This window comes from Tessaracoccus lubricantis (genome assembly GCF_039544535.1).
GTDB lineage: Bacteria > Actinomycetota > Actinomycetes > Propionibacteriales > Propionibacteriaceae > Arachnia > Arachnia lubricantis.
Genome location: NZ_BAABLV010000008.1, coordinates 66,770 through 79,065 on the forward strand (window position 1 = coordinate 66,770; position 12,296 = coordinate 79,065).

10 protein-coding genes and 1 riboswitch are annotated in these 12,296 nt (G+C 70.3%); of the genes, 3 read left to right on the top strand and 7 right to left on the bottom strand.

What is annotated here, in order from left to right; all coding sequences use genetic code 11:
• Positions 1–28 precede the first annotated feature (28 nt).
• The gene (locus ABEA30_RS02290; RefSeq protein WP_345578360.1) at positions 29–658 is read left to right on the top strand and encodes a hypothetical protein; all 630 of its coding nucleotides are present in this window, start codon (positions 29–31) and stop codon (positions 656–658) included.
• 13 nt (positions 659–671) lie between these two features.
• Here ABEA30_RS02290 and ABEA30_RS02295 read toward each other — a convergent pair whose 3' ends face one another.
• On the bottom strand, positions 672–1,781 hold the full coding sequence (locus ABEA30_RS02295) for an NADH-quinone oxidoreductase subunit D-related protein (RefSeq protein ID WP_345578362.1): 1,110 nt from the start codon (positions 1,779–1,781) through the stop codon (positions 672–674).
• An 87-nt stretch (positions 1,782–1,868) separates the two neighbouring features.
• Between ABEA30_RS02295 and ABEA30_RS02300 the strand changes: the two genes are divergently transcribed.
• Both ABEA30_RS02300 and ABEA30_RS02305 read left to right on the top strand, forming a co-directional pair.
• Positions 1,869–2,189: a histone-like nucleoid-structuring protein Lsr2 gene (locus ABEA30_RS02300; protein WP_345578365.1), complete on the top strand. Its 321-nt coding sequence runs from the start codon at positions 1,869–1,871 to the stop codon at positions 2,187–2,189.
• Between the two features lie 129 nt (positions 2,190–2,318).
• A complete protein-coding gene (locus tag ABEA30_RS02305) occupies positions 2,319–4,814 on the top strand; it encodes an ATP-dependent Clp protease ATP-binding subunit (protein ID WP_345578368.1) in 2,496 nt (831 codons plus the stop codon).
• A 63-nt stretch (positions 4,815–4,877) separates the two neighbouring features.
• Here the strand turns inward: ABEA30_RS02305 and ABEA30_RS02310 are convergent, their stop codons facing one another.
• From ABEA30_RS02310 to disA, 6 genes are all read right to left on the bottom strand, one after another.
• The gene (locus tag ABEA30_RS02310) at positions 4,878–6,725 is read right to left on the bottom strand and encodes a helix-turn-helix transcriptional regulator (RefSeq protein ID WP_345578370.1); all 1,848 of its coding nucleotides are present in this window, start codon (positions 6,723–6,725) and stop codon (positions 4,878–4,880) included.
• A gap of 86 nt (positions 6,726–6,811) precedes the next feature.
• Complete coding sequence (locus ABEA30_RS02315; protein WP_345578373.1) at positions 6,812–7,411, bottom strand: TetR/AcrR family transcriptional regulator; 600 nt, start codon at positions 7,409–7,411, stop codon at positions 6,812–6,814.
• 12 nt (positions 7,412–7,423) lie between these two features.
• Complete coding sequence (locus ABEA30_RS02320) at positions 7,424–8,398, bottom strand: ABC transporter ATP-binding protein (RefSeq protein WP_345578376.1); 975 nt, start codon at positions 8,396–8,398, stop codon at positions 7,424–7,426.
• Complete coding sequence (locus ABEA30_RS02325; RefSeq protein WP_345578379.1) at positions 8,392–10,041, bottom strand: ABC transporter permease; 1,650 nt, start codon at positions 10,039–10,041, stop codon at positions 8,392–8,394. Before ABEA30_RS02325 ends, ABEA30_RS02320 begins: the two co-directional genes overlap by 7 nt.
• Complete coding sequence (locus tag ABEA30_RS02330) at positions 10,038–11,084, bottom strand: thiamine ABC transporter substrate-binding protein (RefSeq protein ID WP_345578382.1); 1,047 nt, start codon at positions 11,082–11,084, stop codon at positions 10,038–10,040. The genes ABEA30_RS02325 and ABEA30_RS02330 overlap by 4 nt, the downstream gene beginning before the upstream one ends.
• 34 nt (positions 11,085–11,118) lie before the next feature.
• A riboswitch (TPP riboswitch) is annotated at positions 11,119–11,224 on the bottom strand.
• Positions 11,225–11,248: 24 nt separating this feature from the next.
• Positions 11,249–12,295 (bottom strand): DNA integrity scanning diadenylate cyclase DisA, encoded by a 1,047-nt coding sequence (disA, locus tag ABEA30_RS02335; RefSeq protein WP_345578385.1) that lies wholly within the window; start codon positions 12,293–12,295, stop codon positions 11,249–11,251.
• Position 12,296: the final 1 nt, after the last annotated feature.

Sequence of the window (12,296 nt, forward strand, 5' to 3'; positions counted from 1 at the left end):
CCGTTGGACCGTACCTACACTTGGGCCCATGGTTGGTCGTCGCGCAGCTCACAAGTCCTCCGAGCGCACTGTTGCTCTCACGATTCTTGCCGTCGGCACCGTCGTTTCGCTCGCCTCGCTGGCGGGCAACGTCTGGTTGGTGCGCGCCGGCGTGGTCGTCGCGATCCTCATGGCCGTGGCCTCCACGTGGGTGGTGTGGCGTCAGCTCGCGTTCGAGCGCACGCTGCACGCCGAGGAGCTCAAGCATGAGGTGGACCTGCGCTCCCAGCAGGCTGACCGGCACCACGCCGAGTCCGTCGCGATGATCGAGCGCTACAACGCCCGCGCGGAGAACCTCAAGGCAGTCATCGCGAAGCTCCGCGGCCAGTTGGGCGCCGCCAAGTCGGAGCTGAGCTCCATGCGCGGCAACAGCGCGTGGCTGCGGGCGGAGGTGGCCGAGCGCCAGGCCCGCATCGTGGCGCTGGAGAAGCGGATCGCCGAGCTGGAGGCCGAGAACGAGGCCCGCGAGGCCGAGGAGACCGTCAACATCGTGGAACTGCCGGGCCGCGCGCTGCGCCCCACCATCGACGAGATCTGGGGCGAGGACGAGCACCCCACGATCGTCGACCTGGCGAAGCTGGACCTCGACGTCCTGCCGGACCTGCGCCTGCACGCCTGAGGCGCCAACGCCCCTATTTGTCCAGATCCCCGATCGAGTAGCCCAGCGAGGCCACGACGTCGGGGATCTGTGCCGTGTGGGCGCCCTCGAGCGCCTTGCCCAGCGCCGACACGTTGGCGAACGACGGGGTGCGCAGCGCCACCCGCCACGGCGTCTGGCCACCCCTGGAGTTCATCAGGCATGACGCGAGGCCCCACGGCGCCTCGATGTCGGTGGCGTGTTCGCCCTCGGGCACCCGCAGGCGGCGCGAGAGCTTGATGTTGACCTCACCGGGCGTGTGCGCGGCCAGCGACATCGCCACCCGCACCATGTCGACGGAGGTGCCCACCTCGTCGACGAGGACGCCCAGGCGCGCGGCGGCGTCGCCAGAGGTGCGGGCGTGCACCGGACGGAAGACTGCGCCGTAGGCGAGGTACCCGTCGGCCCTGCGATCGGGGTCGAATCCGGCGGCGCGTGCCACGGGGCCGGTCAGGCCGTGGCCGAGGCAGTCGGCCCGGTCGAGCAGGGCCAGGCCGGTGAACCGGGTGGTGCGGTCGAGGACGGCGCGCAGGTCTGCCGAGAGCCTGGCCACGTCGTCGAGGAGCTCGTCGAGCGTGTCCAGCCAGCCGGTGGGCGCGTCGGTGGCGAGGCCACCGACCCGGTTCAGCATCGGATGGACCCGGTTTCCCGTCCAGGCGAGGAACCGGTTGCGGATGCGCTCGATGACGCCCCAGAGCCTTTCATGCACGCCTCCCGTGGGTGCCAGATATCCCAGGAAGGAAAGGTGCGAGTGAATGCGTGCCATTTCGGCCAGCAGCGTGCGAAGAATGACGGCGCGGGGTGGCGCCTGGAGGCGCATCGAATTCTCCAGTGTCAGCGTGAGGGACAATTCCCCGCTGAATGCCGAGAGCCAATCATGCCTGTCTCCCAGCATGATCATCGAGCGGTAATCGCGTACTTCGAAGAGCTTCTCGGCCCCCCGGTGCCCATAGCCGCTGGTGACGTCGGCGCGCACGATGTGGTCACCGTCGACGTCCACGGCGAGGGCAATGAGCCCGGCGCTGCTGGGGTGGCGCGGGCCGAGGCTGATGCCCTCGTGCTGCGGCAGGGTCAACCCACCGATGCAGTATTTCACCGTATTCACGACAGATACCCCTATTCATCGACCTTGGCGGCCGCTAATCTGCTGTAATCCTAACTGTCACGGGATACAACTTTTGAGGAGATTTCAATGGCCCGACTCGTCCGAGTGGTTCACATCGACGACTTCGACGGCAGCGAAGGGGCGCAACCGGTGGAATTCTCGATCGGCGGCGACGCCTATACCATCGACCTCACCCGTGAGAACGAAGAGGCGCTGCGCGAACTGCTCGCACCCTACATCGCCAAGGCCGACAAGGTCGCTCGCCGACGCAACACCTCGGGGCGGGGTGCCGCGCGGAAGGTGAGCAACACCGACGTGCGGGACTGGGCCCGCGCCAACGGCTACAAGGTCTCTGACCGCGGCCGCATCTCCGCGGAGATCGTGGCGGCCTACGAAGCGGCCAACTGAGGTAACGACCTGGTATCTGTTCGCCGCGGGAGAAGCGCAGGACCTTTGTTCCCCTCCAAGCGTTAGTAAGCTTGAGACTCAAGTTGCTTCGCGCGCAGTCGCGGGGTGACGGGAAGGGAAGAAGTTTCTATGTTCGAACGGTTCACGGACCGAGCCCGCCGCGTGATTGTGCTGGCGCAGGACGAGGCTAAGCTGCTCAACCACAACTTCATCGGCACTGAGCACATCCTGCTCGGCCTCATCCACGAGGGCGAGGGCGTGGCCGCCAAGGCGCTCGAGTCGCTGGGCATCGCCCTGGAGGCCGTGCGCGATCAGGTCGAGGAGATCATCGGCCAGGGACAGCAGGTGCCCACCGGGCACATCCCGTTCACGCCGCGCGCGAAGAAGGTGCTCGAGCTCTCGCTGCGCGAGGCACTGCAGATGAACCACAACTACATCGGCACCGAGCACATCCTGCTCGGCCTCATCCGCGAGGGCGAGGGCGTGGCGGCGCAGGTGCTGATCAAGCTGGGTGCGGACCTCAGTCGCGTGCGCAACACCGTGCTGCAGCTCATCACCGGCTACCAGGGCCGCGAGGCCTCGATGTCCGGCGCGCCCGAGGGTGGCCCGGAGAAGACCAGCTCGCAGGTGCTGGACCAGTTCGGCCGCAACCTCACGCAGGCCGCGCGCGAGAACCAGCTGGACCCGGTCATCGGCCGCGTCCACGAGATCGAGCGCGTGATGACGGTGCTCAGCCGCCGCACCAAGAACAACCCGGTGCTGATCGGCGAGCCCGGCGTCGGCAAGACCGCCGTCGTGGAGGGCCTCGCGCAGGCCATCGTCCGCGGCGACGTGCCGGAGACGCTGCGCGACAAGCAGATCTACACGCTGGACCTCGGTGCGCTGGTTGCCGGCTCCCGCTACCGCGGTGACTTCGAGGAACGCCTCAAGAAGGTGCTCAAGGAGATCAAGACCCGCGGCGACATCATGCTGTTCATCGACGAGATCCACACGCTCGTCGGTGCCGGTGCGGCCGAGGGTGCCATCGACGCCGCGTCGATCCTGAAGCCCATGCTCGCCCGCGGTGAACTGCAGACCATCGGCGCCACCACGCTCGACGAGTACCGCAAGCACATCGAGAAGGACGCCGCGCTGGAGCGCCGCTTCCAGCCCATCCAGGTGGCCGAGCCCTCCGTGGCGCTCACCATCGACATCCTCAAGGGCCTGCGGGACCGCTACGAGGCGCACCACCGCATCACCATCACCGACGAGGCCCTGGCCGCCGCCGCCACCATGGCGGACCGCTACATCCAGGACCGGTTCCTGCCGGACAAGGCCATCGACCTGATCGACGAGGCGGGTGCGCGCCTGCGCATCCAGCGCATGACGGCGCCGCCGGACCTGCGCGAGTTCGACGAGATGATCGCGGCCAACAAGATGGAGAAGGACGCCGCGATCGACGCGCAGGACTTCGAGAAGGCAGCCCGCCTCCGCGACGAGGAGCAGAAGCTGCGCGCGCAGCGTGCCGAGAAGGAGGAGGCCTGGAAGCAGGGCGACTCCGACATCCCCGCCGTCGTCGGCGAGGAGGAGATCGCGGTCGTGCTGTCGGGCTCCACCGGCATCCCGGTGTTCAAGCTGACGGAGGAGGAGTCCCAGCGGCTGCTCCGCATGGAGGAAGAGGTCGGCAAGCGCATCATCGGCCAGACCGACGCGGTGCACGCCCTGTCGCGCTCCATCCGCCGCACCCGGGCCGGGCTCAAGGACCCGAAGCGCCCCAGCGGCTCGTTCATCTTCGCCGGCCCCTCGGGCGTCGGCAAGACCGAACTCACCAAGGCGCTCACCGAGTTCCTGTTCGGTGACGAGGACGCGCTCATCACGCTCGACATGTCGGAGTACTCCGAGAAGCACACCGCGTCGCGGATGTTCGGCTCGCCCCCCGGCTATGTCGGCTACGAAGAGGGCGGCCAGCTCACTGAGAAGGTGCGCCGCAAGCCCTTCTCGGTGGTCCTGTTCGACGAGATCGAGAAGGCCCACCCGGACATCTTCAACTCGCTGCTGCAGATCCTCGACGAGGGCCGCCTCACGGACGCCCAGGGTCGCGTCGTCGACTTCAAGAACACCGTCATCGTGATGACGACGAACCTCGGTTCGCGCGACATCTCGAAGTCGGTCAACCTGGGCTTCTCCCGGGCCGATGACCACGGGTCGAGCTACGAGAAGATGAAGGCCAAGGTCTCGGACGAGCTGAAGCAGCACTTCCGCCCCGAGTTCCTCAACCGCGTCGACGAGATCGTCGTGTTCCACCAGCTCACGCAGGACAACATCGAGCAGATCGTGGACCTCATGGTGGCCCAGATCGAGGGTCGCCTGAAGGACAAGGACATGGGCATCGAGCTCACGCCCGCCGCCAAGACCCTCATCGCCAAGCGCGGCTTCGACCCCGTGCTCGGCGCCCGCCCGCTGCGGCGAGCGCTGCAGCGCGACATCGAGGACATCCTGGCCGAGAAGATCCTGTTCGGGGAACTGACCGCCGGGCAGATCGTCCAGGTCGACGTCGCCGAGGAGGGCGCGGAAATGCCGTTCAAGTTCACCGGTGTCGCCAAGAGCGGCGTCCAGGAGCTGGAGCCGGCCAAGACCGCCGACTAGTCCATCGCCACACACGCGCTGCGGGTGGGTCCGACCAGGGCCCACCCCGCAGCGCGTTTCGCATCACGCGGGCGGGATGATGCCCACCCGCATGGCGGCGACGGCGGCCTCCGCCCGACCGCGCACGCCGAGCTTGCGGTAGATGGCGCTGGTGTGGTGCATCACGGTCTTCGGCGACAGCACGAGCCGCTCGGCGATCTCCTTGTTGCGGTGCCCGCTCACCAGCAGGCGCAGCACGTCGCGTTCGCGGGCAGTGAGTTCCTCCGCAGCGGGAGGCGCGGCGAGCGCCCCGGCCTGGCCGGGATTGGCCAGCCTCAACGCGTAGTCCATGGCCTCCACCGCCGCGCTCTCCAGCGAGAGGTGGGCGCCGTCCTCCGCGCAGCGGTCGAAGTCGGCGTCGCCCAGCGCAGCGCGGGCCACGGCGACGGCCTCGTAGTACCGGGCCTGCAGCACCGCCGGCAGCGCGGCCAGGATGAGTTCCGTCCACTGCAGCAGCGACCCGTGCAGCCTGGCCGTCACCGCCGGGTGGCCCATGCGGGCGCTCAACCCCAGCGTGAGCAGCACGTGCGGCACGAGCGCGTTGCCATTGCGGTTGCGGGCCACCAGGCGGTACCGCTCCATCAACCACTGCGCGGCACCCAGCGGGTGCTCGGACTGCAGGGCCTGCAGCGCGAGCAGCACCAGGGTGAAGGACTCGAGGCGCCGGTCGCTCAGCTCGCGGGACAGGTCCAGCGCGTCGCGCAGCGCGGCGAGGCCACCCGGGGAGTCGGGCCTGGTCGACGGCAGCCTGCCCAGCAGCAGCGCGCTGTAGATGGTGGCCTTCTGGTCGCCGGCGCGTTGGGCCCGCTGCCAGGCGCTCATCGCCATGTCGGTGGCGTCCCTGTTGTCGCCCAGCACGTGGCGGATGGTGGCGACGCCGAACTCGAAGCGGGCCTCCCAACCCTCGAGCCCCAGGGCCCTGGCGATCGCCAGCCCGTCGTCGGCCGACCTGCCTGCCCTGTCGTAGTCGCGCAGCACGCCCAGCGTCAGCACCTCGGCCAGGCGGGGGAGAAGCAGTTCGTCCTCGCGACCCAGCGCCTCGGCGATCGCCACGCCGGTGTCGAGGTTCTTCTGGATCCGGGGGACCCGCTGGACGGCATCAGGCGCGAACGACTCGATGAGCGCCAGCCACGTGAACCCGTCGCGCTTGACCTCGAGCGGGGTGTCGGACCTGGCCAGCATGCGTTCGATGACGTCGCCGATGACGTCCTCGTCGCCGCGGCGGTCCGCCTCGGGCAGCAGGTCGATGGCCAGCCGCGCCGCCATGGGGGCGTTGACGCGCTCGAGTTCGTAGATGGCGCGACGGGCCGCGTCGTACGTGGTGGCCAGCAGTGCGATGGCGGAGCGGTCGTCGCCGGCGGCCCTGTGCAGCGCGGCCCGCCTGGCGATGGCGGCGTACTCCTCCGGCCCGAGGGGGGCGCCGTCGAGGGAGGTGGACCCGGGGCGGTGGTCGGTCGGCCCCAGGGAGAGCGAGGCGATGAGCGCGCCCGCGAGACGGTGGGGAGAGAGGGCGATCACCATGACCGCCTCGCGCTCGGCGGCCGCCGTGACGTGGGCCTCCCGACCGGAGAGCACCTCGGCATGGTCCACCACCAGCACCTCTGGTTCCCACGTGGAGTGGCGGTCCGTCGCCAACGTGCGCCGGGCGGGGAGCCGTCGCATGGCGGTGAGCAGCCGGGCCAACCCCTGGTTGGCGTCCAGGTGGTCCAGGTCGATGAAGGAGGCCTCTGGCCGCGGCTGGGGGAGTTGGGCCAGTGACTCGGTGACGAGTGCGGCGCGGTCCGCGGCTGACCCTCCGGAGACGTTCACGACCCCGGAGTGTGCTCTCGTCACCATGGCGACGAGACGGTCGACCAACTCCTGCGAAGACATCCCCCAACAACCTTCCGCCCTGTGGCTCAGTGTGGGGCCAGTCTAGTTCCGCAATTCACTGGGGCGGCGGGGCGGCCGAAAGGAATTTACACGCCCGGGCGGCCCGAAGCGGCGTCGACGAGCGCCTGTGTCGCGGCGACCACCGCCGGGATGAGCTTCTCGGGCGGGAAGCCGCGGTCCAGTTGGACGAAGGCGGCCTGGAGGATGCCCCGGGTGAGGGCCACGTTGAGGCGGGCCAGCTCGGGATCTGGCAGCAGTGCGCGCCAGGCACCGATGAGCGAGGCGCGCAGCACGTTGTGGGCCTGGTCGGCGATGGCGGAGGTGACGCGCGAGGCCCCCGGCTGTTGCGCCATCTGCATGAGCCAGCCGTGGCCGGTGTCGGCCGCCTCTTCCAGGTTGGCCCGCACCCAGGCGACCACCCGGTCCCCGGGGTGTTCGACGCCGGCCACCGCGTCGCCGACGGCCTTGGACCACGTCGGGAGGTGTCGGGCGACGACCATGCCGCGCAGGTCGTCGATGCTGTCGACGTAGCGGTAGATGCTGTTGCGGGCGATCCCGGCGTCCTGGGTGACCTTGCCCGCGGTCAGCGGCAGGCCGGCCCGCAGCAGGGCCTCGGCGGCGTCGAGGAGTTTGACCTCGATCTGCGCCCTGTGCTCAGCGACGGACGCAGCGGCGATCTTCGGCATGGCGACATTGTGTCACGCGGGCACCACGGCGCCACCCATCAGGGTGACTCTCACCGACGTGGCGTCGAGTTTCGACGGTGAGGCCACCGTCGCCGTCTGGCCGTCGGGCAACGCCACCTTGAGCTCGACGTCGTCGAGCGTGAGCGTCTGGTCGAGGATGGGAAGTTCCACGCCGGCGGGGTCGAGCTGCAGCGAGGCCGGCCCGATGCCGAGCACCTCGCCGGTGGCGAGCCGCCCGGTCCAGCCCAGCCGGTGCGCCTCGGCCTCGACGACGAACGCCCGGTAGCCGAGGAAGGCCGCCACCTGACGGTTGTGCGGCCGCTCGCGCAGCGCCTCGGGCGCGTCGACCTGCAGGAGCCGGCCCTCGTGGAGGACGGCCACGCGATCGGCGACGGTGTAGGCCTCCTGGTGGTCGTGCGTCACGTGGACGGCGGTGGTGCCCGTCTCTCGGAGGATGCGCGCCAGGTCGTCGGCGAGTCGGCGGCGCAGGCCGGTGTCCAGCGCGGAGAGCGGTTCGTCGAGCAGGATGGCCCGTGGTGACGGGGCCAGGGAGCGCGCGAGCGCGACGCGCTGCGCCTGTCCGCCGGACAGTTCGGTGGGCTTGCGGTCGCCGTAGCCGGCGAGGCCGACGAGCTCCAGCATCTCCGCGACCCGCGCCCGCTGCTGGTCCTTGGGCAGCTTGCCGAGGCCGTAGGCGATGTTGCGGGCCACGTCCATCGTCGGGAACAGTTGGCCGTCCTGGAAGACGAGCCCGAAGTTGCGCTTGTGCACCTTCACCGGCGCCAGGTCCTCGCCGTCCCACGCGATGGCGCCTGAGGTGAGCGGCTGGAGGCCGGCGACGGCGCGCAGCAGGGTGGACTTGCCCGAGCCTGACGCGCCGAGCAGCGCCACGACCGTGCCGGGCTCCACGTGCAGGCTGACGTCGTCGACGGCGACGGTGTCGCCGTAGCGGACGGTGACGCCCCGTACTTCCAGACCGGTTACCACGCGGCGACCTCCTTCGGCCGCAGGCGTTCGGCCGCGGCCATCGTGACTCCTGCCAATCCTGCCAGCACCACCGACGCGGCCAGCGCGACGCCGTAGTTCTCGGCGCCGGGCCGGCCGAAGAGCCGGAAGATCAGCACCGGCAGCGTGGGATTGTCCGGCCGGGCGAGGAAGCTGGTGGCACCGAACTCGCCCAGGGAGGTGGCGAACGCGAAGCCGACCGCCAAGCCGAGCGCGCGGCCCAGGTGGGGCAGCTCGATGCGGCGCACCACCTGCCAGGGGGTGGAGCCGAGGGTGGCGGCCGCCTCCAGTTGCCGGGGATCGATGGCGCGCAGGGTGGGCAGCAGGGTGCGCACCACCAGCGGCAGGGCGACTACGGCCTGCGCGATCGGGATCAGCGCGATGCTCGAGCGCAGGTCCAGCGGTGGCCGGTTGAGCGTGATGAGGTAGCCGAAGCCCACCGTGACGGCAGACACCCCCAGCGGCAGCAGGAACAGCGACTCCAGCGCGGCCAGGCCCGAGCGCGCGACCCGGCGCCGGGGGCGCCGGGAGGCCACCAGCGCGACGAACAGCCCGAGGGTGACGGCGATGGCGGTGGCGGCCAGCGCGGTCACCAGGGAGGTGCGCAGCGCCTCCCACACGCTGACGCCCGCCCCGCCCTCGGCCGCCAGCTGCAGGTAGTTCACCGTCGTGAAGTCGCCCCCGCGGTGCAGTGACCGCCACGCCAAGTCTGCCAACGGCAGCCCCAAGAGCACGACGGCGACCGCGAGCGTGACGGCCAGCGCGGCGCCGTCGCGGGCAAGCGAGAGGCCCTGCTCCTCGTCGGCCGCCGCCTGGAGCTTCAGCGCGCGGGTCATCCGGGCCTGCGCGCGGCCGCTCAACCACAGCGCGGCCGACACGATCACCAGCTGGGTGATGGACAGGGCCGCGGCCGACGGGAGGTCGAGCAGTTGGGTGGTGAGGAACCAGATCTCGGTCTCGATCGTGCGGTGGCGCGTCTGGCCGAGCACCATCACGATGCCGTAGGACGAGGCGCTGAACAGGAACACCAGCGAGGCCCCCGACACGATGGCCGGGCTCAGCGCCGGCAGCGTCACGGTGCGCAGGGTCCGCAGGGGCGAGGCGCCGAGCGTGCCCGCGGCCTGGGCCAGGCGGGGGTCGAGCCGCGACCACATCGTGCCGACCGTGCGCACCACCACCGAATAGTTGAAGAAGACCATGGCAGCCAGGATCGCGGTGGGGGTACCAGCCAGGTCGAGCCCGCCGAAGATGCCGTCGGGGCGCAGCAGCGAGCCGAACGCGACGCCGACGACCACCGTCGGCAGCACGAACGGGATGGTGATCACGGCGCGCAGGGGGTCGCGCCCCGGGAAGCTGCAGCGGTACAGGAGGTAGGCGCCCGGCAGCCCCAGCAGGAGGCAGGCCGCCGTCGAGACGGCGGCCGAGCCGAGCGTGAACCCGATGGCACCCCACGTGCGGCGCGAGCCGAAGACCGTGGTGAAGCCCTCGAGCGTCCAGGAGGTGCCGTCATGGAAGCCGCGCAGCACCAGCGCGGCCGCCGGCCACGCGAAGAACACGACGAGGAAGGCGGCCGGGACGAGCGCCGCCAGCGCCCATCCCAGCCGCCAGCCGAGGGTGGATCTCACCCCATGGCCTCGGTCCAGTCACGGATCCACTCTTCGCGGTTGGCGTCGATCTCGTCAGGCGCCACCTCGACGGGGGAGGGGGCCAGCGGGGCGAACTTCGCCCATTCCTCGGGCAGGGTGGTCTCGGTCAGGGCGGGGTACATGTACATCTCGGTGGGGAATACCTCCTGCACCTCGGGGCTGAGGAGGAAGTCGATGAAGGCGCGGGCACCCTCCTCGTTCTGGGCGCCCGCCAGGACGCCGGCGTACTCCACCTGGCGGAAGCAGGTCTCCAGCAGCGCCTCCGTGGTGGACTCGTCGCCGTCGACGGTGTAGGCGGGCGACGTGGCGTAGCTGAGCACCAGCGGCCGCGGGCCGGCACCGTCGGCCCCGGAGAAGTCGGTGTAGTACGCCTCGGTCCAACCGGAGGCGACCTTGACGCCGTTGGCCTTCAGCTGGGCCCAGTAGTCGAGCCAGCCGTCGCCCTTCTCGCCGATGGTGGCGAGCAGGAACGCGAGGCCAGGCGACGAGGACGCCGGGTTGGTCACCACGAGGAGGTCCGCGTACTCCGGCTTGACCAGGTCGTCCAGCGTGGTGGGTACCGCCACGCCCTGCTCGGCGAACCACTTCTTGTCGGCGTTGATGCACACGTCGCCGAAGTCGATGGGGGTGAGGCCCTCGGCGTCGTACTGCGCGGCGTCCTCGGGCAGCTCAGGGTCGTAGTCCACGAGCACGCCCTCCTTCGCCGCGCGGGACGCGTAGGTGTTGTCGATGCCGAAGACCACGTCGCCCAGCGGCGAGTCCTTCGTCAGGACGAGCTGGTTGACCAGCGTGCCCGCGTCACCCGGCTGCACGTAGGTCACCTCCAGGCCGGAGTCCGCGGCGAACTTGGCCTTGAGCTCGTCCGGCAGGCTGAAGGACTCGTGGGTCACCACGGTCAGCGTCGACGACGAGGTGGGCGTGGTGTCCTCGGCCGAGGACTCCGTGGCCGGGGTGGCGCCGCCACAGGCGGCGAGGGCCAGCACGGCGACGCCCGCCACGGCCGATTGCGCGATGAACTTCATGTCCGCTCCTTCATCAGGAGGGCTCGGCCAACGCCGAGGAGAATTCCCAACTCCCTACGCCGGTGCTAGCCGGATCAGGTTTGAGGGTCTGCGGCCTCCCGCACTCTCAGCGCCCCGGTGGCGCTCCCCTGTGTTCGGCGTCCACCATAGCGCAGCCGCTCCGCTCAGGAACCGCCGTTCGATTCGGTGACCCGCAGCAGCGCGTCGCGGATCAGGCGGGCGCGGCGGGGCCCGATGCCGTCGATCTCCATCAGCTGCGACACCGACGCCCCGAACATCTCCTGCAGCGAGTACCGGCCGACGAGCTTGGTGACCATGGGGGCGGGGAGCCGGCCGACCCGGGACAGGAGCCGCACACCGCGGGTACCGAGGCTCTGCTCGAGGTTGGCGGTGGAGCCGAAGCCGAGGCGCTCGGCGACCAAGCCGCTGCTGAACAGTTCCTCGGGCGTGAAGTTGTGCAGCGCGAGCAGGTCGAAGTCCGACGGGTCCGCCAGGTTGTGCGCGTAGTCCTCCGTCAGCAGGTCCGCCACGCCCTCGAAGCTGCTGGCCAGTTCGGCGTGCTGCAGCGACACCAACCGGCCCTCGACGCCCAGGATGTCGACGTGGAACTGCATCTCGGTGGACAGCCGCCGGGTGAGTTCGAGCCGGTGCGCGACGTGCGTGAGGTCGCGCAGCGTGACCTGGTCGGCGATCTCCAGCTGCGAGAACTGCTCGAGCTGGTCGGTGAGGCGCGTGACCACCCGCGAGAGCGTCGCGAGCGTCTGGTTGGCGCGGCTGATCACCTGGGGCACGGTCTCGACGGGGTGGCGTCGGCCGCCCAGGAACAGCGACACGGTGCTCATCGACGCCGACACCGTCACCACCGGCACGCCGGCCGACTGGGCGGTGCGGTCCGCCGAGCGGTGCCGCGTGCCCGTCTCCGCCGTCGGCAGGTCCCCCTCGGGCACGAGGTGCACGCCCGCCGCGACGATCCGGGTGAGGTCGTTGGACAGGATGATCGCGCCGTCGAGCTTGGCCAGTTCGCGCAGGTTCTGCTCGGTGCAGTCGACGCCCAGCTGGAACCCGCCGGAGCAGACCTGCTGCACCCGCGCGTTGTTGCCGAGCACGATCAGCGCGCCCGTGCGCCCGAGCAGGATGCGGTCGAGGCCGCCGCGCAGCTGGGTGCCCGGCGCGAGCAGCCGCAGGTAGCGGCGGATGGCTGACCTTGGCACC

Bases quoted from the DNA above. Each gene is read 5' to 3' on its own strand.
- ABEA30_RS02305 (WP_345578368.1), top strand. From the start codon at position 2,319: ATGTTCGAACGGTTCACGGACCGAGCCCGCCGCGTGATTGTGCTGGCG.
- ABEA30_RS02330 (WP_345578382.1), bottom strand. From the start codon at position 11,084: ATGAAGTTCATCGCGCAATCGGCCGTGGCGGGCGTCGCCGTGCTGGCC.
- ABEA30_RS02315 (WP_345578373.1), bottom strand. From the start codon at position 7,411: ATGCCGAAGATCGCCGCTGCGTCCGTCGCTGAGCACAGGGCGCAGATC.
- ABEA30_RS02300 (WP_345578365.1), top strand. From the start codon at position 1,869: ATGGCCCGACTCGTCCGAGTGGTTCACATCGACGACTTCGACGGCAGC.
- ABEA30_RS02290 (WP_345578360.1), top strand. From the start codon at position 29: ATGGTTGGTCGTCGCGCAGCTCACAAGTCCTCCGAGCGCACTGTTGCT.
- ABEA30_RS02310 (WP_345578370.1), bottom strand. From the start codon at position 6,725: ATGTCTTCGCAGGAGTTGGTCGACCGTCTCGTCGCCATGGTGACGAGA.